General features: G+C 70.2%; 25 protein-coding genes and 2 pseudogenes. 6 read left to right on the forward strand and 21 right to left on the reverse strand.

Going from position 1 to position 23,823, the window contains the following annotated elements; all coding sequences use genetic code 11:
- The first annotated feature begins 22 nt into the window (after positions 1–22).
- Positions 23–280 carry an integrase core domain-containing protein gene (locus JYK04_RS42455; protein ID WP_189747936.1) on the forward strand — a complete coding sequence of 86 codons (258 nt, stop codon included), beginning with the start codon at positions 23–25 and terminating at the stop codon, positions 278–280.
- An 87-nt stretch (positions 281–367) separates the two neighbouring features.
- Here the strand turns inward: JYK04_RS42455 and JYK04_RS35945 are convergent, their stop codons facing one another.
- The 4 genes from JYK04_RS35945 to JYK04_RS35960 form a co-directional block, all read right to left on the reverse strand.
- Positions 368–892, reverse strand: coding sequence for a SixA phosphatase family protein (locus tag JYK04_RS35945; RefSeq protein WP_189747934.1), 525 nt, complete (start codon positions 890–892; stop codon positions 368–370).
- Positions 889–1,671 carry a cysteine--tRNA ligase gene (locus JYK04_RS35950; protein WP_189747933.1) on the reverse strand — a complete coding sequence of 261 codons (783 nt, stop codon included), beginning with the start codon at positions 1,669–1,671 and terminating at the stop codon, positions 889–891. Before JYK04_RS35950 ends, JYK04_RS35945 begins: the two co-directional genes overlap by 4 nt.
- A 1,254-nt stretch (positions 1,672–2,925) precedes the next feature.
- A complete protein-coding gene (locus JYK04_RS35955; protein WP_229876936.1) occupies positions 2,926–3,327 on the reverse strand; it encodes a hypothetical protein in 402 nt (133 codons plus the stop codon).
- A 525-nt stretch (positions 3,328–3,852) separates the two neighbouring features.
- Positions 3,853–6,114 (reverse strand): Dyp-type peroxidase, encoded by a 2,262-nt coding sequence (locus tag JYK04_RS35960; protein ID WP_229876935.1) that lies wholly within the window; start codon positions 6,112–6,114, stop codon positions 3,853–3,855.
- Between the two features lie 336 nt (positions 6,115–6,450).
- Here JYK04_RS35960 and JYK04_RS35965 point away from each other — a divergent pair, with 336 nt between their 5' ends.
- Positions 6,451–8,430, forward strand: a complete 1,980-nt coding sequence (locus JYK04_RS35965) for a galactose oxidase early set domain-containing protein (protein ID WP_229876934.1) — start codon at positions 6,451–6,453, stop codon at positions 8,428–8,430.
- Between the two features lie 299 nt (positions 8,431–8,729).
- On the opposite strand, the gene JYK04_RS35970 is transcribed toward JYK04_RS35965, so the two are convergent.
- The 9 genes and pseudogenes from JYK04_RS35970 to JYK04_RS36005 form a co-directional block, all read right to left on the reverse strand.
- Positions 8,730–8,948 carry a DUF3732 domain-containing protein gene (locus JYK04_RS35970; protein ID WP_189747931.1) on the reverse strand — a complete coding sequence of 73 codons (219 nt, stop codon included), beginning with the start codon at positions 8,946–8,948 and terminating at the stop codon, positions 8,730–8,732.
- Positions 8,941–9,102: a DUF3732 domain-containing protein gene (locus JYK04_RS42460; protein ID WP_373297544.1), complete on the reverse strand. Its 162-nt coding sequence runs from the start codon at positions 9,100–9,102 to the stop codon at positions 8,941–8,943. The genes JYK04_RS35970 and JYK04_RS42460 overlap by 8 nt, the downstream gene beginning before the upstream one ends.
- A gap of 278 nt (positions 9,103–9,380) precedes the next feature.
- On the reverse strand, positions 9,381–11,819 hold the full coding sequence (gene fxsT, locus JYK04_RS35980; protein ID WP_189747927.1) for an FxSxx-COOH system tetratricopeptide repeat protein: 2,439 nt from the start codon (positions 11,817–11,819) through the stop codon (positions 9,381–9,383).
- Between the two features lie 216 nt (positions 11,820–12,035).
- Positions 12,036–12,371, reverse strand: coding sequence for a Tn3 family transposase (locus JYK04_RS42020; protein WP_268254189.1), 336 nt, complete (start codon positions 12,369–12,371; stop codon positions 12,036–12,038).
- Positions 12,372–12,561: 190 nt separating this feature from the next.
- A pseudogene (locus JYK04_RS42025) lies at positions 12,562–12,795 on the reverse strand (Tn3 family transposase); the annotation flags it as partial.
- Entirely contained in the window at positions 12,686–13,234 is a 549-nt protein-coding gene (locus JYK04_RS35990) for a Tn3 family transposase (protein WP_189747923.1), read from the reverse strand. The gene JYK04_RS35990 and the pseudogene JYK04_RS42025, both read right to left, overlap by 110 nt.
- Entirely contained in the window at positions 13,186–14,115 is a 930-nt protein-coding gene (locus JYK04_RS35995; protein WP_189747921.1) for a hypothetical protein, read from the reverse strand. Before JYK04_RS35995 ends, JYK04_RS35990 begins: the two co-directional genes overlap by 49 nt.
- Positions 14,116–14,172: 57 nt before the next feature.
- The gene (locus JYK04_RS36000) at positions 14,173–14,595 is read right to left on the reverse strand and encodes an RNA polymerase sigma factor (RefSeq protein ID WP_189747919.1); all 423 of its coding nucleotides are present in this window, start codon (positions 14,593–14,595) and stop codon (positions 14,173–14,175) included.
- A gap of 85 nt (positions 14,596–14,680) precedes the next feature.
- Complete coding sequence (locus tag JYK04_RS36005) at positions 14,681–15,247, reverse strand: TetR family transcriptional regulator (RefSeq protein WP_189747917.1); 567 nt, start codon at positions 15,245–15,247, stop codon at positions 14,681–14,683.
- Between the two features lie 123 nt (positions 15,248–15,370).
- Here JYK04_RS36005 and JYK04_RS36010 point away from each other — a divergent pair, with 123 nt between their 5' ends.
- Positions 15,371–16,282, forward strand: a complete 912-nt coding sequence (locus JYK04_RS36010; RefSeq protein ID WP_189747915.1) for an SDR family oxidoreductase — start codon at positions 15,371–15,373, stop codon at positions 16,280–16,282.
- 258 nt (positions 16,283–16,540) lie between these two features.
- Here JYK04_RS36010 and JYK04_RS41625 read toward each other — a convergent pair.
- The 3 genes and pseudogenes from JYK04_RS41625 to JYK04_RS42225 form a co-directional block, all read right to left on the reverse strand.
- Positions 16,541–16,696: pseudogene (locus JYK04_RS41625) on the reverse strand (GNAT family N-acetyltransferase); the annotation flags it as partial.
- A 114-nt stretch (positions 16,697–16,810) separates the two neighbouring features.
- The gene (locus JYK04_RS42220) at positions 16,811–17,341 is read right to left on the reverse strand and encodes an FAD-dependent oxidoreductase (RefSeq protein WP_308431147.1); all 531 of its coding nucleotides are present in this window, start codon (positions 17,339–17,341) and stop codon (positions 16,811–16,813) included.
- Positions 17,338–17,958, reverse strand: coding sequence for an FAD-dependent oxidoreductase (locus JYK04_RS42225; RefSeq protein ID WP_308431146.1), 621 nt, complete (start codon positions 17,956–17,958; stop codon positions 17,338–17,340). Before JYK04_RS42225 ends, JYK04_RS42220 begins: the two co-directional genes overlap by 4 nt.
- A 138-nt stretch (positions 17,959–18,096) precedes the next feature.
- Here JYK04_RS42225 and JYK04_RS36020 point away from each other — a divergent pair, with 138 nt between their 5' ends.
- Together JYK04_RS36020 and JYK04_RS36025 are read left to right on the forward strand one after the other, a co-directional pair.
- Entirely contained in the window at positions 18,097–18,672 is a 576-nt protein-coding gene (locus JYK04_RS36020) for a TetR/AcrR family transcriptional regulator (protein WP_189747913.1), read from the forward strand.
- Positions 18,673–18,905: 233 nt separating this feature from the next.
- On the forward strand, positions 18,906–19,217 hold the full coding sequence (locus JYK04_RS36025) for a MarR family winged helix-turn-helix transcriptional regulator (protein WP_189747950.1): 312 nt from the start codon (positions 18,906–18,908) through the stop codon (positions 19,215–19,217).
- A gap of 36 nt (positions 19,218–19,253) precedes the next feature.
- Here the strand turns inward: JYK04_RS36025 and JYK04_RS36030 are convergent, their stop codons facing one another.
- Genes JYK04_RS36030 through JYK04_RS36040 form a run of 3 tightly spaced genes read right to left on the reverse strand, consistent with a single transcriptional unit; the run spans position 19,254 to position 21,994 of the window.
- A complete protein-coding gene (locus JYK04_RS36030; RefSeq protein ID WP_229876933.1) occupies positions 19,254–20,717 on the reverse strand; it encodes an MFS transporter in 1,464 nt (487 codons plus the stop codon).
- A complete protein-coding gene (locus tag JYK04_RS36035; protein ID WP_189747911.1) occupies positions 20,718–21,506 on the reverse strand; it encodes an alpha/beta fold hydrolase in 789 nt (262 codons plus the stop codon).
- 29 nt (positions 21,507–21,535) lie between these two features.
- The gene (locus tag JYK04_RS36040; RefSeq protein WP_189747909.1) at positions 21,536–21,994 is read right to left on the reverse strand and encodes a cupin domain-containing protein; all 459 of its coding nucleotides are present in this window, start codon (positions 21,992–21,994) and stop codon (positions 21,536–21,538) included.
- A 131-nt stretch (positions 21,995–22,125) separates the two neighbouring features.
- On the opposite strand from JYK04_RS36040, the gene JYK04_RS36045 reads away from it, so the two are divergent.
- Complete coding sequence (locus JYK04_RS36045) at positions 22,126–22,737, forward strand: TetR/AcrR family transcriptional regulator (RefSeq protein ID WP_189747907.1); 612 nt, start codon at positions 22,126–22,128, stop codon at positions 22,735–22,737.
- An 85-nt stretch (positions 22,738–22,822) separates the two neighbouring features.
- On the opposite strand, the gene JYK04_RS36050 is transcribed toward JYK04_RS36045, so the two are convergent.
- Complete coding sequence (locus tag JYK04_RS36050; RefSeq protein ID WP_189747905.1) at positions 22,823–23,047, reverse strand: alpha/beta fold hydrolase; 225 nt, start codon at positions 23,045–23,047, stop codon at positions 22,823–22,825.
- A 186-nt stretch (positions 23,048–23,233) separates the two neighbouring features.
- On the reverse strand, positions 23,234–23,569 hold the full coding sequence (locus JYK04_RS36055; protein WP_189747903.1) for a hypothetical protein: 336 nt from the start codon (positions 23,567–23,569) through the stop codon (positions 23,234–23,236).
- Between the last annotated feature and the right edge of the window lie 254 nt (positions 23,570–23,823).

The raw sequence follows: 23,823 nt of genomic DNA on the forward strand, positions 1-23,823 counted from the left end.
GTGGTGATCTTCCACTCCGATCGTGGAGTCCAGTACACCAGCCGCGTCTTCGAACGCATGGGCAGCCGCCCACGACATCCGGCTCTCCGTCGGACGAACCGGCGTGTGCTGGGACAACGCCGTCGCCGAGTCGTTCTTCGGCACCCTGAAGAACGAACTGGTCACCCGACACGCGTGGCCCACCCACGCCGCTGCCAGAACCGCGCTCTTCGAGTACATCGAAGGCTGGTACAACACCCGACGACTCCACAGCAGCCTCGGCTACCAAAGCCCCGGCTGAGGTTGCTTCGGTTTGGCGGACGACACCAGCCCAGGGACGGCACCCTTCCGGGCCTCAGTGCGCGGCCACGACGCGCCGTCGCCCCGGTCAGGGGTTCGCGCCGCGGGGCACGACCATGTCGGTCAGCCGGGCGGCACCCGCTTCGAGGGATGCCCAGCCTGGCACGCGCAGCACGGCGATCGCAGATGTCGGGAACTTCGTACGGGTCTGCTGCAGCACGTAGCCGTCCGCCTCACCGGCAAGCGACAGAACCAGCTCCTGTACGCCGGGGTTGTGCCCGATCAGCATCAGCGTCCGCACCTGCGCGGGGATCTCCCGTACCACCCCGAGCAACTCCCCGGCGCTCGCCCCGTAGAGGCGGGCCTCGTAGATCACCGGTGCGGGGGCGGCGCCGAGCTCGGCCGCGACGAGGTCCCATGTCTCGCGCGTGCGGCAGGCGGTGGAACACACGACCAAGTCGGGAACGCAGTCGGCCTCGCGCAGCCAGCGGCCGGCCGCAGGGGCGTCCCGGCGGCCGCGCGCGGCGAGTGGCCGCTCGGAGTCGGGCACGTCCGGCCAGGCGGACTTGGCGTGCCGCAGGACGACCAGGCGCCGGGAGTCGCGCGAATTCATGGCGTCTCCCGGTGCTGGTGGCCGACCTCGCGCACAAGGTCCAGCCCGAGGACGCGGTCGAGAAAGGCGAACGTCTCGAATTTGGCTCCGGCCGGCACATCGGCGCGCATTGCCACGCCGGCCATCATGTCCAGGACGCCGGGGACGCCGAGGTCATCGGCGAGCGCGGCATGAGCCCGTTGCAGGAAGTCGGCAGGGATCGGCCTGGACGGCTCCTGCGCCCAGTGGGCCACCTGCTGCCGCCAGTGCGTCAGCGTCCGCAGGGCCTCTGCGAGCGCGGGGCTGGTGACCGTGACCGGTGTGCGGTAGGCGTGGCCGAGCAGCAGCATCCTCACAACCAGCGGATCGGTCCCCTCCGGGACGCCCCCGTCTGGGGGTGCCGGGCTGACCGGGCTCACGTCGATCCGGACCCCGCCGACGGCCTCCTGCACAGCGGTTCCGTACTCGACCACGTGCACATCGGCAGCGGCGCAATGGGTCTCGGTCGCCTGGTGAACACCGACAGTGGCAGGCGGGTGGATACCGAGAGCGGCCATGGCGTGATCGAGCGCACGGGCTTGCTCTTGCGGCAGGTCCGGCGTGGTGAGGACCGTGAGGGACTCCAGGCCGTGAAGCTCCGCGGCGCGCGCCAGTAGGTCGCCGACCAGGGGCGCTCGCAGGTGCACCGCGCCGATCCCGGCGTCGGCGACCGGCAGGTGGACGCAGATGCGCAGCAGGTGGCGGCGTCCTGTGGGGATCTCCACGAAGCGGCCGGTGCGAGTGTCGGCAATACGCAGCATGATGCGGAGGCTAGTCGTGGAACCCTCCGGTACCGGGGAGGACGTGACCAAGACGCCGACGTTGTGGCGTGCCGCGCGTCGCGCGAACTCGTGGCTCCGCCGCGATCAGCATGGCCGACAAGCCCCTCGGGCAACGCGTCAGGACGGCGGAGACAGGAGCGTCCCCTGCCGACGATGAATGGCGAGGCGCCGGCCGCGCGAGGCGACCACGGCGCCTGGTCGGCAGCACTGTTCACAGCCCGGCCTGAAATGCTCGAACTGCCCCATGGTCGTAGTATTGGGTTCGGGTCGAACACTCTCACGTGCGACGACCCGAAAGGGCGGCCTCGGCGGTGTGAATGCGCCGGGGCCGTTGTGGCGACCGCCGCGGCCATGAGCGCCTCAGCCCATCACGGGACAACGGTATGCCGTACCGGCCAGGCGCCAACGGCGAACGGCAAATGCGCGTTCGTGCGAGCAATGCGCGCAGGCGGCGCCAAACCATGGAGGACCTTCGCCCCATCACGGTGGCCATATGACGTTGGAGATCACCTACGGCATCGCCGTGCCCTATCCCTATCCTTGAGAGCGGTCAACAGCGTTGATACGGGTGCTCAGATGGGCTGCCGATCACACTCCCGGCAGGTGATACCTGCAGGTCAGCGGGGGTGTGGTCGTCCGATGTGCCGTTGATTCCCAAGCCTATGGCGCGGGTTCGATTCCCGTCATTCGCTCCACGCGAAAGCCCCAGGTCATGGACCCGGGGCTTTGTTGTTGCCCGAAGAGTGCCGGGCTCCCCGGGGAAATCTCCGGGGAGCTTCAGCTGCGTCGGGGCCTACTCCATACCGGTCCGCTGACGGGGACGGCGCCCAGGGAGACGACCCCCTTGGCGAGCTTCACCGCGGGTAGGGCGGCCAGCAGGGCCTCCGGGCTGTTTGCGGCGAGATTCGGCTGCGGGACGAAGCAGCACAGCCAGAACGATCACCGCGATCCGTCCGGGCGGAAGGATCCGGCACCTGGACCGTATCGCCTTCAGATGGCGTCGCAGCAGGTCGGCGAGGTGGTTGACGGTCCGCGTGGACAGCGGCAGAGGGCACTGGTAGACAAGCGAGCACGTGCCCTCGGCGCGTTTCTTGGTTTTCGTCACACAAATCCAACGGCCGCCGGGGGGGGCACCCCGGTTACGCCCGCGCCTCCCAACTCGGGGCGTCGGGCATGCCCGGTCACAGGCAGGTGGTGAACCGGCCGTCGGGCAGCTTCCGCAGCCAGCCGCGATCAACGAGTCTGACCAGCCTCCCCCCGCAGCAGTTCAAGCTTGGCCCGCACGCTGACGTCCACTCCCGGCATCTCGCCGACCTGCCGAGCCATGACCGGCCCCGCGGCCTGCCGCCCCGCGGCAAGGACGCGTTGATAGTCCGGCGGGCGCATGGTCTCCTCCACATCCGGCGTACGGTGCGGGATCAGCATCACCGCCCGGCCGCCCACCTGCCCGGGCGGCAGCGCGGCCGAGGCACGTTCGTCGGCGAGCTGGTCGCTCACACGCTCAAGGACACGTTCGGCGAGGGCGAGTTCGTCCCGCTCTGCCCGCACCTCCGCCAGCTGCTTAACCAGCTGTTCTTCAAGTTCGTCCAGTTCCGCGCGCCGCGCGGTGATCCGTTCCAGCAGCTCGGGATCCATGCACCGGATCGTAGAAGGCCGACCGACTCGAGCGAGCAGAATCCAGGGAGCCGTCCGGCCCTGCCAGACGATTTACTCCTCAGACAGCCGTCCACGACCAGCGCGAGCACCCCAACAGTTGAACACACCAGGTCCTTTGACCTGCGACTTCAGGTTGGCGGAAGCTCAGTCCGCTCGGCAGGACCACCCATGTCGTCAGATGCGCAGCGCAGACAGCCCAGCGGGGCGGCGCCGCTGCGGAGATGACCGTCGAGTCGCTCGTTTGAATGCTCATGCCACACATCGTCACGCGCCACCAAACAGACTTCATCACCCTGCGCGACGGACTCAGACGGCCCTGTGGAGCGAGAGCGGGACGGTGGCCTCCCCCGAGTGGGGGAGGCCAGAACTGGTCGACAGTCACGGCGCGACCACCTGGCCAGAGCACGCCGCGACCGCACCCGCTTCTGGCCGCCCGGTGGCGGCCGTGGCGGGGTGCGGCCATGGTCCAGCGGTCGCTCCCGAAGGGCAAGGGCAGGGCACCCGTCAGCCCGTCAGGGACGTCCACATGGTCAGGGGTCGGTCCTCGACCGTGATCTGGTCCTCGTGGCCGTGGCCGTCGCGGATCACGATGATCCGGTACTGGTCCTGGTGGAACACCCAGAACAGACTCATGCCGTTGATCCGCTGCATGTCCGGGACCGCGAGGAATTCGTCGACCCTTGTGATCCCGGTCAGTGATCGCCATAGGTCGAGCCCTCGGTCGCCGCGCTCGAGGGCGTCCTGGTGCATCCTGCCGTCGGCGATCGAGACGAGCCGGTAGACCTGGCGACCCATGAGGGTGTGGAAGACCCAGTAGTGGCTCTTGCCGTTCACCCGCTGCATGTCGGGCACCGGCAGGAAGGCGTCCACGCTTTCGATGCCGCTGAACGAGGCCCAAGCGGAGAGGGAACGGTCCGGCAGGTCGGTCCCGGCCGCCTGCTCGGGAGGGAGCCCGGACTCGGCGCCGTCGGCGATCCAGATCCGCCGGTAGACCTGCCGGCCCTCGACGGTGTGGAACAGCCAGAACCGGCTGCGGCCATTGATCCGCTGTTCGTCCGGGACGGGCAGGACCGCGTCGACCTTCGTCACTCCGATGTAGCACGGCCACATGGTCAGCGGCCGGTCGGGGCGCTCGATGACGTCCGTGTGCTCGTCCCCGTCGGCGATGGAGACCGTTCGGCAGACGGCGCCGTCACTGCCCGCCCCATACGCCCAGTACCAGCTCTTGCCCTTGTCCCGTTGCATGTCGGGGATGGGCAGGAAGGCGTCGGTCGGCCGGACTACGGTGGGCGGCTTGTCGGTGAGCCGGCCGTCACCGAGCAGCCGTAGCAGGGTCAGCGAGGGAGCGAAGGCGTAGACGGACCCCTCGGTGAAGACGAACTGGCTCAGGCTCAGCTGCGTGGTCTTGCCGGGGGTCTCGTAACTGAGCTTGCCGGCGGCGCCGACCATTCCGTCAGGGCCGGGCTTGTTGGTCCGGTTGGGTGGGAAGTCCGGGCTGTTGATCCATGCCTTCTGGATGAACTCGAACTGCTGCACAAGGTCCGACTGGTAGCAGACGAAGAGCAGGCCGCGCTTCTCGTCGGGCCCTCCGGGGCCCTCCGAGGCGGGGTCGAAGGGCGCGCCGTACGGGGCGCCGCGGCGGATGATCCGGCGGCGGTCCATCACCGGATTCTCGTCGAACGGCGGATCACCGGGCTTCTCCTGCAGGCCGTCCCGGGGGTTGGTCTTGCGCAGGTGCGAGAAGAGCGGGGTGATGAAGCCCTCGGGGTCGTTGCGGTAGCCGAAGTCGTTGTCCTCCCCGGCCAGCGCGCTGGAGGGCCGGTCGGCATTCGGGCACGTGGCGACGGGGGTGCCGGACCGCCAGCGGCCGACGAGGCGGGCGGCCAGCCACTCCGTGGTGGCCTCGGGCGGCACCACCTTGGCCTGCTTGAGCGCCTTCAGCTGCCCGGCGACCTGGAACCAGAAGCCGGGGACGTCCTGGCCGAGCCGGCGCACCACCTGGAAGCTGCCGTTGTCAGCCCAGTCGGGCGTCTCGTGCGGCACGCCGCCGACCCGGTCGTGCCCGACGACGAACTCGCCGGGCGGGATCAGCCGGGTGCCGTGATGGCCCTTGACGTACTCGGGCTTGACGGGGTCCGGCTCGTCGAAGCCGATGACACCGGGCTCGCTGACGCCGTCCTTGAAGCCGAAGTGCTCCTTCCCCCTCCGGCTGCCGGACAGGGTGGCGGCGTCCTGCTGGAACACGATCACGATCTTGGCCGCGGCGCACGCCTCGCGCTGCTGTCTGACCGTCGCCTGGAGGTCCTGGACGGTGTCCGAGGCGACGGTGAGCACGGCGTGGACGACCTGGCCCTTGCCGTTGCCGAAGAGCCACATCTCCGGCGAGCTGTCGCCGGTGTCCCCGAGTGCCCGCTTGTCCGAGCCCTGCTTGAAGGCCTCCAGACCGCTGCCGGGCTTGACGGAGGGCAGCGGGTCCTTTCCGGTCAGCTCCCACAGGCCCGCGCAGGTGAAACTGACATTGATCCAGGTGGCCTTCAGCGCCTTCGGGTCGTCGCCGGCCGAGGCCTTCCTGGCCTTGCTGAAGGCGGCATTGAAGGTCGCCACCTGCCTCGTCGTGGAAATCTGCGGTTCCAGCGCCTTGACCCAGGTGCGCGCCCGCGCTGCATCCTCGAACTTGAGGAACAGCAGGGTCATCTGGTCCTTCTTGAAGCCGGCGATCACATCGCCCTGGATGTCGTCGCTCTCACGCAGCTTGAGATCGTCCACGATGCTCTCCCTAGAAGATCGACACCTCCGCGCCGATGCTGCGCAGAGTAATCAACAACGTATGCGGCACTCCCGTGCACTCCCACCGACCGACTGGCCGATTACGCCGACCGCCACCCATTTCCGCCTCGAATCTGCTGGTAGAAGGCGTGAAGAAACCTTTGGGTTGGTCGCAGTCACCCGCCTGCGCGTCTCGGAGCGACAGTCGACCGGCGCGCCTCAACACTGAAGATCGTCACTGTGCGTGAACATGTGGCAGTCCTGGTGCAGCCCGTGTCAGCCGACGTGTCCCCCAGCCGGGGCCGCTGCGCCTTCCTCTTGCCGGCAAGGAGTCCCATGTCCCGCAGCAATCCGCGCCTACCCGCCCGCCGGAGGCTCGCCACGGCGATCTCAGTCTGTGCCGCCACCGCGATGGCCGTGTCCATGGCCCTGGCGTCGGCAGGCCCCGTACTCGCCCACACCGGTCACGGAGACGAGGGCGATGCCGTCCCGTACGGCCCCGCCTCCCGGGCGGCGAGCGCACCGGTCACCGTCGACCCGGAGGAGGCTGCGACGCTCGGCAAGGAGCACGCCGAGGAGCACGCCCGCACCCGGATGGCCATGGCCGGCGTCGGCGAGTACCCGCAGACCACCCGTACGGAGCGGCTCAAGGCGCTGACCGCCTCCCAGGAGAAGGCCAACGCATCCTTCGACCCGGCCGAGTTCGGCCGGTTCCAGGAGTACTTCCAGTCCCCGGACTTCGCGGCCCACGTCGCGCTGCTGCCCACCGGCAAGGTCCTGCTGTTCTCCTTCGAGCGGATCGAGACCAACCCGCAGAATGAGCCCGCCCCCACCCAAACCATCGGCAAGGAGAACGCCGGCCGCGCCTGGATCTGGGACCCTGCCAAGGGGACCGGCGCCGACGCGTTCACCGAGAAGAAGCCGCCGGTCATCAACATGCCCGACGGCAAGAACGAACCCCGCCCGGCCCCGTTCTTCTGTGCCGGCCACTCCTACCTGCCCAACGGCATGCTCGGCGTCTTCGGCGGCAACCTCGGCGGCAACGGAGGCAGCGGCGCCAAGCTGTCCCTGGTCTTCGACCCGTGGGCGGAGGAGTGGTACCTGAACAAGGACATGTCCGTCGGCCGGTGGTACCCGAGCGTGGTCACCGGCGCCGACGGGCGCCAGGTGATCATGTCCGGTCAGTCGGAGCTCGGCTGGGGCACCCCCACCCCCGTCGTCGAGCGCTTCCCCGCCGCGACCCACCAGGTGCCCTTCGAGAAATCGGTCAAGCCGATCGGCTGGGGAGTGGACCAGCTCAAGACCGAAGCCCCCTTCAAGTGGGACTATCCGCAGCTGTTCTCGCTGCGCGACGGGAAGATCTACGGACTCGGCCGCTCCGTGGACCAGCAATGGCTCTTCGACACCGCCGCCGACACCAAGACCGACCTGCCGAACCGCCCGGACATCAACAAGGGCAAGCCGGGCCCGGACGGCGGGGAGTGGAGGCGCAACTACGGCTCCGCCGTCCCCCTGCCGGCCGGCTTCAGAGGCCCCGACTCGGTCCTGGTCCTCGGCGGCGACCGCAACGACCCGAACACCTACCGTCTGGCCGGCGGCAAGTGGAACACCGAGAAGCCCCGCGCCTTCGGCCGCACCCAGGACGACACCCTGCTCCTGCCGAACGGCAACCTGCTCACCGTCAACGGTGCCTTCGACATCCGCGACTACGGCAACGGACCGTACAACCCCAACGCCGACCTGAAGTACCGCCAGGTCGAACTGCGCGACGAGAACGGCGACTGGAAGCTCGGCCCCGTGCAGCGGCTTCCGCGCGGCTACCACTCCAACGCCGTGGTCCTCCCGGACGGCCGAGTCATGATCACGGGCGACGAGCTACAGCAGCTCGCCAACGACCCCGACATCACCGACAACAACAACGGCAGCATCGAGATCTACGAGCCCGCCTACCTCCACCAGGGCAGCCGCCCCTCGCTCGGCCTGATCTTCAACCCCAGCGTCGTCTACAACGAGAAGATCACGGTCAGCACGAGCACGCCCAACGACGTCACCCGCGCCGTCCTGCTGGCCCCGACCACCGCCACCCACTCGATCAACACCAGCCAGCGTCACCTCGAACTACGTATCAAGAGCCGCGGCGGCAACTTCCTGGAGCTCCAGGCCCCACCGACCGCCGCCGCGGCCCCGCCCGGTCACTACATGCTCTTCCTCCTCAACGAGGAAGGCGCACCGAGCAAGGCGGGCTGGATCCAGGTCAAGCCCCCGACGACCGCCGCCACGGGTGCCACCGCCACCAAGATGAAGCCCGGCGACTGACACCCGTCGGCGCTTCGGGGCGAGCCCCCAGCCTGGTCACGGGACACGGCTGGGGGTCAATGCGGACAGCCCGCGCACAGTGGACGTCGTGCGCCGGGACGCCGACGACGGCGGCCGCGCCCGAGCGAGCGGCTGCGGGCGGGCTGAGCATGGGGTGGGGCGCTGCTGGGATGAGGTTGAGCGCGGCCCTTGTGGCAGATGGGTCAGGTCGGAGAAGACTTCTTCTCAGCGCCCTGCTTGGTAGGGGCGGCTCGCCTCGTGCCGGAGCTGGCTCTTCGCAGCCCTTGATTGGGGATGGTTCAGCTGGTTACGTCTTCGTCGATCTCATCTGTGATCCAGTCATGCGGGACCAGGGCGTCGCCGTTACTGCGCCTCCAGCGGGCTTGGACGGCGCTGCGGAAGGGTTCCTCGTCGAGGTCGGCGTGTTCCATGACGATGACCTGGAACTCGCCCTGCAAGGCGTCGATGGTGCGCCGGATGGTCTTGTACAGGTTCAGCGGCGCTGCCCGGTCAGTCACGGGGGTGCCGTCGTTGGCTCTTCGGGGAATACACCTGGGACGGCTGATCCAGGATGAGGAAGCGTGGGACGGGACTGCCCTGTTCGTAGAACCGTTCGTGCAGGCTGAGCATGGTGGCGACGTGATACCCCATCGCGTTTTCCCCGCCTCCGATCTCATTACGCTGACCAGGGAGGTGGAGCTGCTCACTCGATCGTCCTGGACGGCCGTGCCGAGCTGCTCCTCCCGTTCCGTGATCTGCACGACGATGTCCTCGCGCCGGTCGAGCACCCGGGGCACGTGCTCATGGCGGGCGGCCGTCTCCAAGAAGTGGCTGGCTCGACCGAAGGGCATGAGCGGCCCGGACCGCGAAGGTGGTCTTGCCCACGCCTGCCGAGCCGGTGACCGCGCCCACCACGCCGACGCCCGGTGCACTCTCCTCGTACACGACCCTCAACCGCCACCGGCTGCGACGTTCCTGCGCCGCAGCCAGTGCCACCACCGGCTCTGTGGCCGTTGGGTGGACATGGCCAGCGCTGTCTCCAGCGCGTTGCGGGTGCTCAAGGTATGCGTGTGCTCGTCGCCCAGGATGCGGACGCGGTCATCGAGGGTTCGGCGCAGCAGGTCTATCGCCTCGGCCTGCTCACCTGCACTGGTCAAAGCGAGAGCGAGGTTGTGGCGACTGGCAAGGGTATCCGGGTGCTCGGGGCTCAGGATGCGGGTGCGGTCCTCCAGGGTCTGCCGGTGCATGCGCACTGCTTGTGCGTGCTCGCCCATCCCGTCCAGTGCGAGACCGAGGCCGTCACGGCTGGCCAGCGTGTGCGGATGCTCGTCGCCCAGAATGCGGGCGTGGTCGTTGAGCGCCTGCCGCAGCAGTTGTATCGCTTCCGTCTGCTCACCCGCCCTGGCCAGGGCACTGGCGAGGTTGTGGCGGCTGAGCAGGGTGAGGTGGTGCTCGGGGCCCAGGACACGGATGCGGTCGCCAAGGGTGCTCCGGTGCATGCGCACTGCATGTGCGTGCTCGCCCATCCCGTCCAGCGCGAGACCGAGGCTGTCCCGGCTGGCCAGGGTATGCGGATGCTCGGGGCCCAGGACACGGGTACGGTCGTTGAGGGTCTGCCGCAGCAGACCTACTGCCTCGGCATGCTCACCCGTCCCGTCCAAAGCGCATGCGAGGTCATTGCGGCTGGTCAAGGTATCGGGGTGCACGGGGCCCAGGACGCGGGTGCGGCCCTCCAGCGTCTGCCGGAGCAGGCGTATTGCCTCGGCCGGCTCTCCCATTCCGAACAAGGCATTGCCCAAGTCGTTGCGGCTGGTGAAGGTATCGGGGTGCTCGGCGCCCAGCATGCGGGTCTCGACGTCGAGGACCCGTTCGTGCAGCAGGCGCGCCGCACCGAAAGCGCCAGCCTGCTGCAGCATCTGCGCCAGGGCGTTGAGAGTGGTGCGGTGCTGTGCGGCGGTGCGCGGGTCCGCGTAGTCGAGCAGCAGCGGCAGGTGGGGGGCGAGGAGCACGGCTGCAGGCCAACCAGCGCGCCCGCGCTGGTTGGCCTCGTGCACGGCCGTGGTCAGCCGCTCGGCAAGGGCCTGGTGCCACACGGCGAGATCGGAGGTCTCGGCCGTGAGGGCGACAGCGTTGATCTCTCGGATCAGGGGATGCAGCACCACCTGCGCCCCCTCACTGCTGCCCGACGCCGGGCCGGTGCTGCCGGGAGAGTGGGGCAGGCCGAGGAGACCGTAGCGGTGCAGGCCGGCGAACGCGGCCTCCAGGGCCACCGCGGTGACGTCGTGTCCGGTGACGACGGATAGCAGGTCCGGGGTGATCAGGGACAGTGGGACGGGGGCCTGAGCCAGCAGGGCCAGCAGTCGCAACACAGGGCGGGCCAAAGCGTTGCCCTCCCCGGCGAGCTGATCCAAGGACACCTCCCAGGTGTGCCGCACCACGGCGCGGGCGACCTGCGGATGGGAGGCATTCGGGTCCGCCGCTCCCAACAAGAACCGCAGTTCCTGTTCCAGGGCCTGGCGGTAGGCGGCAAAGGTGCGGTAGCGGCTGGTGGGTCCGGCCAGATAGGTGCCAGCCGCGTGCAACGCCAGTGGCAGCCCACCCAGTCGCGCCGCCAGCTCCCGGGCCTGCTCGGCGGTGCCGGCTGCGGGAGCAGCGTCCAGCAGGACCTGCCCCGCAGGCCGCACCGGCAGCGGCTCCAGTAGCAGCAGCTGCGCGCACGGACCCCAGGTCTGCTCGCTGCCATCCCGGCTGGTCACCACCAGCAGGCCCCGGCCGTGAGGACGGATCCAGCCGCGATAGTCGGCCACCGGCTCCCCTGCCGGGCCGATCTCGTGCGGCTCGTCGGCGTTGTCCACCACCAGCAGCCACCGCCGCACCCGGCCCAACTGTCGCCAGACCACATCCGGCAGGCTCGCCTGCCCCGCGTGCGCGGCCTCCAGCTCTGCCTCTGGCAGGCCGCAGGCCAGCGCCACCTGCACCATCTGCTGTGCCAGCTCGGCACCGTCGCGCCAGCGCACCCAAAACACTCGCCAGCCCGCCGCCTCGGCCTGGGTGGCCAATTGCGCGGCCACCGTTGTCTTGCCCATCCCGCCGACCGCGCACAGCACCGCGAACCGGCCTTGTGGCCGCCGAAGCATGCCTGCCAGCACGGCGAGTTCGCCCTCACGCCCCCGCACGCGCTGAACATACGGGGGACGTAACGAAGCCTGCTGGCCCCGGGCCAGTCGGCTCACCGGTGCCAGCCGCGCCGGGGGCCTTGCTGCGGCATCCAGATGCCGGCCCCACAGCAACAGCCCGATGCTGACCGCCACCAGCACGGCGAACACCGGCCAGATCACCCACGCCTGCGCCGCCCAGCCAGGCACCGCCTCACTGGCGTAGTTGGTCACCGGCCCCAGCACAGCCGCCACCACTGCGGCCGCTCCCGCTACCGCCGACCCGCCCCACGCACCCCGTCTACGCCCCATGGTCTGCCACCCCCGTCCACCGATACCAGCATGCTCCCGCCTAGATCACGTCCATGGAAGGTTGCGGGTGGCCACGACGCGGGCGGCGGTGTTGCTCCGGTTCAGCGGCCGGATACCGAGCCTGCTGCTTGAACGCCGTCATCCGCCGCCCGGCGCGGCCCGGGCACCAGGGCAGGCAGCAGGTCGAGCCGCTCGTCCGTGTCGACGCGGAAGGTGCCGTACGGGTTGATGTTCGACCAGAACAGCGCAGTCAGTCCTCGCCGGTCCTCGCCGGTCCTCGCCGGTCCTCGTCGGACAGCTTCTTCGCCCAGGCCGGTTCGGCGAGGACCTGCTGAACAGCAGGGTGTTGACGTGCGCCATGCCGGGGCCGGCGAGGTAGTCGCACGCGAAGGTCGTGCGTACGGCGCGGCCGAGTTCTTCGAGCGCGGAGCAGATGGGGTGCTTGAGGCCGCCGCGGGTGAAGCGCCGCAGCACCTGCCCGGCCTCGGCGGTGCCCCGGCGCAGGGCGGTGGCTCACTTGACCATCTGGTCGTACTGCTGCTCGATCAGGTCCCACTTGATGGCCCGGGTCAGGGAGGCGCCGACCGGACGACCACCCGGGCGGGTCGTCGTCCGGTCGGTACAGGCGGATGCTGCCGATGTTCTTCAACCGGGGCAGCAGCCGGAAGTTGAGCAGCAGCTCAGTAAAGGCGAACCCCACCACGCTCGCGCCGTGTGTGTCCACGTAGTCGGACCCGATCTCGGCCTCCGTGCAGTGCCGCAGCAGGCCCTCGATCATCGCCGCAACCTCAGAGGAAGAACAGCTCTTGAGCTGCGAGTAGATGCAGACGTTCTTGCGCTCCACGTGCCAGTAGATCGTCACGCCGTTGCCGCCGTAGCGGGCGTGGTACTCGGTCATGAAGTTCGAGGAACCACGAGCCGAACTTCTTCGAGTCCGAGGCGCACGCCGTGCCACGGCCCCACCATGCGGCATCGCGGGCGGCGAAGGTGGAGTTCACCAGTTTGGTGACGGCGGCCCGGAGGTTGTCGACGGTGATGAAATGCCGGCGGACGTGCCGTAGCGCGGCCTCGGTCTCCCCGTGCTCGCCGGTCGCCACGATCGTGCGGATGCCCATGTTCGTGCCCAGCGCGAACAGCGCGAGCAACAGGCGGCGCTGGAGGGTGGCGCGGTCGATCCGCTCGTACGCGGCGACGGAGGCGAACTCGTCGGTGAAGCCAGTCGTGAAGTCGGCGTGCTTGAGTACGTCCAGGAGGTCGAGGACGCCCCATCGGCTTACGACCTCCTCTTTCAGGGCCGCCAGGCCGGTGGGCTCGTCCAGCTTCTCCAGCCTCGGCACGGTGATCCACGGCTCACCCTTGTGGGTGGTGACCCGCCCGCCGAGCCGTCTGCCGGAGCGGCGGACAGCCGGTCCGGGCCGTCGGTCATCCGCTGCTTCAAGCCGGTGACGAACTCGGCGGGGTCCTGGGGCTGGCGGATCGCGGCGTAGTGCACGGTGCGGGTGGCGTCGAAGTCGCCCGCCAGGTCGTCCTCCGGGTTACGCCGGCGCAGGCCGCCCTCGATGCAGATCTCGCGGCGCCTGATCGCCTCCGGCAGCGCCACCAGCGTGCACAGTTCGTAAGGGATGCGCTCGACCCCGCCCTTGTCGTCAACGACCGCCGAGCGCCAGTCCTTGCGCACGACGCCGTCCATCGGCACCTCGTCGGCGGCGTCGTAGAAGCGGGTCTTGCCGTCGACCTCCGCGTACTTCTCCAGCAGCCTCATAGCGTCCATCACCGGCCGGTAGGCGGTGTTGTTGCACCTGAAGCCCAGCGTCCTCAGCAGCGGCGGCAGCATCTGCCGGTAGTAGGAGCTGTACGAGAAGCGCAGGGTGGTACGGACCTTGACCTTGAAGACCTCTTCGTTCGCCTCCGCCACCAGGTCGCGCAGCGTCTTCTCCCCGACCACCGGGTACAGCGCCGTGCGCACCACCTCGTTCGGCTTGCCGATCGCCGCGTCGGCGAGCTTGAAGGGGATGCCCTCCTTGCCGCGGACCTTCTTCAGCTCCGCCGTCAGCTGCTTCTCCACCCGGCGCTCGGCACGGGCGTTGATCTTGTGGACCAGAGCCACCAGCAGCTCCACCAGCGCGTCCGTGGTCTCCGCCTGGCGGGAGGAGCACAGCGCCGCGAGCAGCGTGATCCGTACGTCCGCGGCGGTGTCGCGGAAATCCGAGGGGTACATCCCGGCTCGCCTCCGTCACCGCGGACGCATCACCATGTGCCTGCGAGGCGGTCGCGGTCAGTGCTGCGGCAGGCCCTTCACCGCCTCCCAGGTCCAGTCGCGCATCGCATGCCGAACGATGTGCCGCTCGGGTGGAGACCCTTCGTCGTCACTCAGCTGCAGCTGGTCGAGGCCGTCAAGGCCGGGTACCTCCCGGAGGGCACGCAGGCGCATGCGGCAGGCCATGCGGACGATCGCCCGCAGCCAGGCACCGACGGCGGCGCCGCCCCGGACGTCGCCGATGCGCCGCAACGCGGTCAATGAAGCGTCCTGTACCGCGTCCTCCACATCGGGTCCGTAGCCGAGCAGGCTCAGTGCCACCGCACGCATCGACGCCTGATGGCGGGCGATCAACAGCCCGAGAGCCCCGGTCTCACCGGCCTGCGCCCTGCGCGTGAGCTCTTCGCCCGAGGGCGCCGCGGACGGCCCGAGCAGCGTCATGGCCCAACACCTCCCGGACTGCCCTGCCATCCACGCACGGGCTAACCCTGCATGAACGTGCGTTTGGCTGGCCCGCTGTCGGTGATCACTTGCCCGCGGTCACGGCCTTGAGCCCTTCCAGCGTCTCCCGGACGAGGCGCGAGAGATCCTGTTGGTCGGGCTCGCCGATCCAGCGTCCGAACGCCACCTTGAAGGCGGCTATCCCGACCTCGCCGGCCAGGCTCGCGACCGGTTCGGCGACACCGCGTCGGCGCAGCGCCTCGGCCAGGGCGGAGGCAAGGGAGGCGAGCTTGATCAGCTCGCGTTCCTGGAGCTCGGTGTTGGCCGCGATGACCGCCTGGCGCTGCCGGGCGAGTTCACGGCGTTCCGCGAACAGCCCGCAGGCGCTCTCCAGGGCCGCGGCCACCGCGTCGATCGGCGCCGCCGTATCGGGGGCGGCGTCGAGGGCGGTGAGGAGGGACTCCCGCAGAGGGTTCGCGTGGGGGAACAGGACCTCGCGCTTGTCCGTGAAGTGGCGGAAGAACGTCCGTTCCGTCAGCCCCGCCCGTTCGGCGATCTCCTTCGCGGTGGTCTGTTCGAACCCCCGCTCGCCGTAGAGCTCGAGTGCTGCCTGCTCCAGTCGTCCTCGTGCGTCCGGCTTCCATCTACCCATAGGGCCGATCCTACGTGATGACAGTGACTGTCATTAAATGTACTCTCGATGTCAGTCACTGTCATCGCTTGGTGCGCGCCATTCTGCGGCCAGGTCGGGTGACCCGTCTAGGAGGTCTTTCACATGCGTGTTCTCGTTACCGGAGCGTCCGGCTGGATCGGTTCCGCCGTTGTGCCCGTGCTCATCGGCGCGGGTCATCAGGTCGTCGGGCTCGCCCGTTCCGACGCCTCTGCCGCCGCCCTGGCCTCGGCCGGGGCCGAGGCGGTCCGCGGAACTCTCGACGATCTCGACGTCCTGCACGGCGCGGCCGCCGAGTCGGACGGCGTCATCCACCTCGCCTTCAAGCACGACATCGCCTTCTCGGGCGATTTCCGGGGAGCCGCGGAAGCGGACCGCCTCGCCGTCCAGTCGATCGGCGAGGCGCTCACCGGCTCCGGCCGGCCGTTCGCCATCGCTTCCGGGACGCCCGCCGAACCCGGCTGCACCGCAAGCGAAGACGACGGCCACATCCTCGATCCGGCCCAGGTCCGGGGCCCGCAAGCACGGGCCGCCACCTCGGAGTGGGTGCTCTCCCTTGCCTCCCGCGGTGTCCGTTCCTCCGTCGTGCGCCTGCCCCGTACCGTTCACGGCGACGGGGACGGCGGCTTCATCGCGACTCTGGTCCGCATCGCCCGCGACAAGGGCGTCTCCGGCTACTTGGGAGACGGAACCAACCGCTGGCCCGCCGTGCACCGCCTCGATTGCGCGGACCTGTTCCACCTCGCGCTGGAGAAGGCCCCCGCGGGATCGACGCTGCACGCCGTCGCGGACGAGGGCGTGCCCCTCCGTGACATCGCCGAGGTCATCGGCCGCCACCTGAACCTGCCCGTGGCCCCCGTCCCTGCTGCGGACGCGGCCGAGCACTTCACCTGGCTGGCCCCCGTCCTCGCGGTCGACCAGCCGTCCTCCAGCACGCTGACGCGCGAGCTGATGGGATGGCAGCCGACCCGGCCGGGACTTGTCGAAGACCTGGACAAGGGTCACTACTTCGGCTGAACGGCCGACGTCAGGTCGGAGACGAAGCCCGCGCCCGGCCGCAGCTCGCGACGGCATCACCCGCATGAGGGTTCTACGCCGAAGCGGTCGCGGGCACGGTTGCCCTCGGACACGGGTGGTGCTCGAACAGTCGGGGCACGTGCTTGGAGCGGGACGGGCTGGGTTGCGCTGTCAGTGTCGAAGGCCGAGCCGCATCGGGACCGGGGGTGGCCGGCCGGCGCCGAGGAGGTGTGGGCGGCGTGGGCGGACCCGGCGTGCGAGACGCCCGGCGACGCAATCACCGCGGGCCGGCCCACGAAGCTCGCCGTCGAGCTGGGACGGGATCCGTTAGCTCGGACACCAGCAGACGTTGGCCTCGGGCGACTTCGGACCGACCGGGGCGCGAACGTCCTCGAAGACTGAAGCCGGGCCAACTGCGAAGGGCGTGACACCACGATGTCACGACGTACCCGGTGACTCCGCTCAACCCCTGACGGCACGGGCCGGGCCGGGCAGGGCGGCGTTGCGCAAGTGCACGCGTGTGATTGGTCAGTGGTGCTGGGTCATGTGGGCGAGGACCTGGGCGGCGCCGTCGGGGCTGAAGGCGTCGTCGATGGCCCCGGCTGCTCCTTCGGCGGCTTCTACGGAGCGCGGCAGCAGGACCCTCTCGTAGGCGGTGACGGCCTCGTCGATGGTGGCGTTGTCGATGAGGGCCTGGGCGAGGTCGGCGCCGTCGAGCATGGCGAGGTTGGCGCCCATCCCGGAGAACGGGGACATCAGGTGGGCGGCGTCGCCAAGGAGGGTGAGGCCGGGCGCGTGCGTCCAGGTGTGTGGGACGGGCAGGGCGTACAGGGGGCGGTTGACGTAGCCCGTGTCGGTGTCGGTGATGAATCCGAGCATTCGGTCGCTCCAGCCGGTGAACCGGTCCAGGATGGCGTCGCGCACGGCGGCGGTGTCGGTGAGGTCGAGCCCGGCCTGCCGGTGCCAGTCCTCGTCGTTCCGCATGGCGACGTAGACGCGGATGTGTCCGCCGCTGTTGCGCTGGGCGACGAAGCCCTGCTGGTTGTGGAGGGCCATCATGGTGCCGGCAGCGGTGTTGCCGCGAGGCGGGGGTGGCGGGTGTCGACGTCGTTGAAACCGGTCTCGACGAAGGTGATACCGGTGTAGAGGGGCGTCGCATCCGTCAGCAGGCAGCGGACCCTGGACCACGCGCCGTCGGCGCCGATGACGAGGTCGGCGTCGGTGGCGGTGCCGTCGGCGAAGTGCAGGCGGTGGATGCCATTGCCGACGGGCTCGGCGCTGGTGAGCTTGTGGGCCCACTGCACGGTGCCGGGCTCGAGGGAGTCCAGTAGGAGGTCGCGTAGCTGGCCGCGGTCGATCTCGGGGTTGCCCTCGGTGGTGTCGGCCTCGGGCGGGATGCCGTCGAACACGATCCGGCCGTCGGCGTCGACCATGCGCATCTGCTGGCCCTCGGGGCGGGCCAAGGTGAGGAATTCGTCCAGCAAGTCGGCGGCACGCAGGGCGTACTGGCCGGTGCCGGGGTGCATGTCCAGGGTGCCGCCCTGGCTGCGGGCGGCGGGAGAAGCGTCGAGATCGTAGACCGTGACGGGTATGCCGTGCCGCTGGAGGATGCGGGCGCAGGTCAGTCCGCCGGGGCCGGCTCCGATGATCGCGATGCGGGGGGTGGTGACGTTCATGGTGGTTCCCTCTCTCATTCGGGTGAGGAGTGGGCGGGCCGGGGCAAGGCCGCGCCGACGCGGCCACAAAAACACACTCACTCAAAAAGTGCAACGAGCCAATGTTTGAAGTCGGCAGATTTTCTCTATGATGAAGACATGACTGCAACCGTGGGGCGCCGTGAGCGCAAGAAGGCAGCCACCCGCCAGGCGCTGGCCGACACCGCCCTGAACCTGTTCCTCGAACGCGGCTACGACGGCGTCACCATCCGCGACGTCGCAGACGCGGTGGACGTGTCGACCACCACGCTGCTCAAGTACTTCCCCACCAAGGAAGCGCTCGTGTTCGACGAGGACGCCGAGCAGGAGACCGGACTCGTCGCCGCCGTCCGCGACCGGCCGGAGGGACAGGGCATCCCCCAAGCGCTGTGCGCGTACATCAAGCGGGTACGGACCAGTGCCGGCGACGGAGATGTGCGGTTTGCCGCCTTCGTGCGCCTCGTCGACGAAACGCCGGCCCTGAGCGAGTACGGGCACCGCATGTGGATGCGTCACCGGGTTGCCCTCGCCCGTGCCATCGCCGAGGCTGCCGGGAGCCGGCCCGACGACTACCGCTGCGCCGCCCTTGCCCACTTCGCCCTGGAAGCATCGGCCTTCGCCCATCGCTCTGATGACCCCGAACGCGCCATGGACGCCGCCTTCGCCCTCCTCCAAGACGGCTGGGGGACCGCATGAGGGATCACGCCGGGCCCCTCCTCGGGCGGTTCCCGCTGGCTGGCTCTCAGGCTCGGCGGTCCGCACGCGAGCAGGCTGGTTGCCGTCCGCCACGACCCCGGTACGCCGCGGTCGGCAATCGCCGACCCGACCCGACCCGACCCGACCCGACCCGACCCGACCCGACCCGACCGGGCCGGGCCGGGCCGGGCGTCGGGAGAGCGTCGTGACCAGGGAACCCCTGCCGTCATGTCATCGCCCTCAGCCGGTATGGGCGCTGGCCCTGGCCACGGCCGGGAGATCTGGGTGCTGCGCTGCAGCTGGACTCCAGCACGCTCTTCCCGCTGCTCGAACGGCTCGAAGTGAACGGCCTGGTCCTGCGCGAGCGGCGCGCGGCGGACGAGCGCTCGGTCGCCGTCCGCCTCGCCGAAGCGGGCGTGGACCTTCGGACCAAGGCCCGCACCGTCCCGCTCGCCATCGGCGATGCCATGAACCTCACGTCGGAACAGGAAGCCACCGCCAAACACCTGCTCCGCCTGATCGCGGCGAACGTCACCCGCGGCTGAGCGGCCCCTTCGGCCCCGGCCGTCGGGCCGTCGCCGTCATGGCGCTTCGCGGAGGTCAGCTCCCCGTCCCGGGGCTGCCCGCCGTGCGGGGGCGGACCCCGGGCCGATGGGGGAGCCCTTCGTCGGCGGGGGAGCGGCGGCTGTGCGCCGAGCGGTGCCGACGGCCAGGGCCGCGACGGCCAGTCCGCATCCCGTGATGGCCCACCAGGCCGCCGGCCGCGCCCCGGAGGCTGCGGCGGCTCCGATCACCGCGATGCCGAGCGCCGCGCCGACCTGCCGGCTGGTCGCGGCGATCGAGGCGGCCACCCCGGCTTGGGCGCTGGGCAGGCCGGCTACCGCTGTGTTCGTGACGGGAGCGTTGACGAAGCCGAAGCCGAGCCCGAAGAGCGCGTACGTCAGGGACAGCAGGAGTGGAGACGGGTGGGGCGAGCGGGTGACCAGCGCGGCCAGTGCGCCGCTGGAGGACATGCCTGCCCCCGCGATCAGTAGCGGCACGCGCGGGCCGCGGCTGCCGACGATCCGCCCGGACAGCGGCGGGCACAGGAGCGACATCGCCGCCATCGGCAGCAGCCGCAGTCCGGTGTCCAGCGGGCTCAGCCCGAGATCGCCTTGCAGATAGACGGAGTTGGCGAACAGGAATCCACTGAGCGCGGCGAAGGCGAAGACCGCCGTCGCCATGGCTCCGCTGAAGGGCACGCTGCGGAACAGCCTCGGGTCGATCAGAGGTTCGTCGCGCCGGCTCTCGTACGGTACGAGCCCGGCCAGCGCGCCCGCCGCGACCATCAGGCCGGCCACGACCAGGGGAGAGGTCCAGCCCGCGCCGGGCCCCTCGATCAGGGCGTACGTCAGCGTACCGAGCACGACGGTCACCAGGACCTGTCCCACCGGGTCCGGCCGACGGGGGTGCGGTGCCCGGGACTCGGGTATGTGGAGCGTGGTGAGCAGGAGCGCTGCCAGACCGATCGGCACGTTCACCCAGAACACCGACCGCCACCCCGCGGACTGTACGAGGAGTCCGCCGAGGACCGGCCCGGCAGCCATGCTCAGGCCGACGACCGCGCCCCAGGCGCCGATCGCCCGTGCCCGCTCATGCGGATGCGGGAAGGCGTGGGCGAGGACGGCCATGGCGACCGGGGTGAGCATGGAACCGCCCGCCGCCTGCACCGTGCGGAAGGCCACGAGCCAGCCCGTCGTCGGTGCGAGGCTGCACAGCGTCGACCCGACGGTGAACAGCATCAGCCCGAGCCGGAAGACGCGCTTGCGCCCGAGGCGGTCGGCGGCGGAACCGGCCGGCGTCAGCAGGGCGGCCAGCACGATCGTGTAGGCGTCCAGGGTCCATTGCAGGCCGGTCGCGGAGGAGTTCAGGTCCTGCCGGATCGCGGGCAGGGCGACGTTGAGGATGGTGGTGTCGAGGCTGACCAGCAGCACGCCCAGGCAGCAGATGGCCAGTACGAGCAGCTGCCGGCCGTGACCCGGCTCGGTGGTGCGGGTGCTTCCCACTCAACGCCGGTCCTCGGCGAAGTCCACTACCACGGACAGAAGTGGGATGGGGGTCTCGATCTGGGGCATGTGCCCGCTCTCGGGGAGGAGGCGGAACTCGGCGTCGGGGAAGGCAGCGGCGTAGGCGCGACCGTAGTCGGCGTCGACGACCTGGTCGCTGGCGCCCCACACGACGAGGGCCGGCACGGCGACGCCGGCCAGCCGTCCGCGCAGGCCCGGGTCGGCCATCGCGTGCGGGCCCGAGTAGACCTCCAGGGCGGAGCGGTTGGCGGCCATGGCAGTGCGCGCGGCCTCCGGGAGGGTGGCGGGGTCGACGGCGAACGCGGCGGGATCGTGGAAGGCGAGCTTCGACAGTTCGGCGGGCGTGAGGGAGAAGGTGTCGGCGATGGGGTGGCCGGGGACGTGGATGCCGGCCGCGTTCACGAGGACGACGGCGCTGATCCGGTCGCTGCCGACCAGGGCCAGCTCGGCGGCGATCCAGCCGCCGATGGAGTTGCCGACGACGATGACCCCTGTGAGGTCCAGCTCGTCCAGCAGCAGGGCGTAGCTCTCGGCCAGGGTGGTGACGTCGGTCAGCCAACCGGGGCGATGGGTGGCGCCGAAGCCGGGATGGACCGGGGTGACGACCCTGGCGTCGCGCTGCTCAGCCAGGAGCCGCGCGAACGGGGCGACGGTCTGGGGGCCGCCGCCACCGTGCAGCAGCAAGTAGGTGCGGCCCTCGCCCTGGTCGTCGACGGTGAGGTCGAGTGTGCCGGCGGGGTGGGCGAGGGTGTGGACGGTGCTGGTCACGGGATTCCTCCTGGACGGTACGGGGGGTGTCATGCGAAGTCGGTGGCGGGGATGGTGGCGTAGCGGCTCATCGCCTCGACGGTTGCCTTTGGGGTCAGCTCCCCGGAGCCGGCGATCATGTCGCGCAGATCGCGGAAGTACTGCACGTAGAGGTCGGGCGTGAAGGTGTTGATCATCACGGCCGGTTCGTCGCCTCGGTTGGCGAAGGTGTGCGGGGCGCCGGGCGGGATCATCGCGAGCGTGCCGGGCGGGGCGACGTGGACCGTCTCCCCGATGGTGAAGTGCACGGTGCCGGAGACGACGTAGAAGCCCTCGTCGTGCTGGGCGTGCCGGTGCTGCGGGGGTCCTTCGGTGTGAGGGGCGAGGGTGATCTCGCCGATCCCGAGCCGGTGGCCGGTGGTGGTCCCGTCCTCGAGGATGCGCATCTGGGTCCGCCCCAGGCGGATCGTTTCGCCGCCGTCCGGGCCGACCACGGAAACCTGTGTCATCGCCGCTCCTTCGTGAGAGTTCGCTCTCACGAGAGTAGGAGGGTGGGCCGTCATCATGCAAGTGAACTCTCATAATGAGAGAGCGGTGATAGGATCGGTGTGCGTGTACACGGAGGAACGGGGACGCAGTGATGACGACAGGGGCCGGGGCGGGCCGCAGCAATCAGAAGCAGCGCACGCGCACCGCGATCGTCGAGGCAGCCCGCGCCCTCATCGGTACCGGAGCGGAGGTGACGATGCCGGCGATCGCCCGCGCGGCGCTGGTCTCCGAGGCCACCGCCTACCGGTACTTCCCCGACCTTCCCTCGCTCATCGGCGAGTCCCTGGCCGGAGTCTGGCCCGCGCCCGCCGACGCGTTGCGGCCGGTCGCCCGTTCCACCGATCCGGTCGAACGGGTCGCCTTCGCCTGCGAGTTCCTGCTCCGCGGCGTCCTCGTCCGCCAGGGGGCGGTACGCGCCATGATCGCGGCCACCGTCACCCGGCCCGAGACGGCCACCGCGCGACCCGGTATCCGCTTCGGCCTGATCGACCAGGCGCTGATCCCGCTGCGGGACACGCTGGGGGCGACGGATCCGGAATCGTTCGCCCAGCTCGAGCGGGACCTCGCCGTCACTGTGAGCGCGGAGGCCCTCTTCTGTCTCATGGATCTGTGCGGGCTCGCCCCCGACGAGGCCGTGGCCAGCGCCGTACGGACCGCGAGCACGCTCACCGAGGCCGCCGTACGCCGGGCCGCCCACCGCTGACGACCGGCCGGGACGGTGCTGCCGGACGGCGCTCGATCTCCTCGCCGACCGGTTCGGCCCGCGTGTGCGAAGGCCAGACCGTCCGTCAACTACCCCTCGGGGTACGGGGGTAGAGCCATCCGGATGCCGGAGTCGGGTGTCCACCGCATCGCCACTGGGCGACGGTCGCGCCGTATGCGGCGGCGGCCTGCTCCCAGGGGAAGTGACCGGAGTCGAAGGAGGCGAGCCGGCTGTCCGGGAGCCGGTTGTGCGGGTAGACGCCGTTGGACGGCGGTACCAGTTCGTCGTGCTCGGCGTTCATCACCAGCACCGGCGTCATGATCGCCGGCAGCAGGTCCCTGACGACGGGGAGTTCCGCAGGGTACGCGCACGTAACGAGCCGACTCGGAGAAGCGTCCGTCCTCGTCATGCGGCCACGCCGAGCCCGGTCAGCCGGCCGAGAGCGGCTCGGCTGCGTGAGCCGCATGCGTCAGGTACGCGCCGCCTGGGAGCGCGATCAGGTGGGTCCGCGCAGGCCGGACCGCGTCGGCGTCCGCGCGGCGCGGCCGCCTCCGCCCCGGCAGTGGATCCGGTGCGCTGCGGCCCGTCGGGAGTGCCCGGTGCCGACGGGCCGCCCTGCGGGGAGCGGGCGGCCTGCCGCACGACGTCGTCGACCAGGACGGGTAGCCACGTCCAGCCGCGGGTAGCGGCTGTGGAGAGCCTCGCCCTGGGCGTCGGTAACGAACTCGGTGCCGAAGCCGATGTCGACGCCGATGCCCCGGCGGGTGAGGTAGGCCAGCACGCCACGGCGCTCCGCGATGCCGTCCGAGGTGTGCAGGCGATCGCCTCCCACACCGGGCGGCCATGTCGGCGCCCTCGACCTCGAAGCGCGCCTTGCCCGGGGCCGACGGCGAGGCCCCGAGGTCGTGCAGGACGCAGGCGTGGAAGAGGAGAAGGGATGGCGGTCTAACGCCCGTACGAGACCAGGTGGGCGATCACGCGCGCAAGGAGGGCAGCTTCGATCAGTCCTGGGAAGGGAATCGTCCGTACGGTAGCGAAGACGGCACCCAAAACTGCGGGGGCGTCCTCCACCGCAGTGCCGCCGGG

Origin of the sequence: Streptomyces nojiriensis (genome assembly GCF_017639205.1) — a bacterium.
In the GTDB taxonomy this organism is placed as follows: domain Bacteria; phylum Actinomycetota; class Actinomycetes; order Streptomycetales; family Streptomycetaceae; genus Streptomyces; species Streptomyces nojiriensis.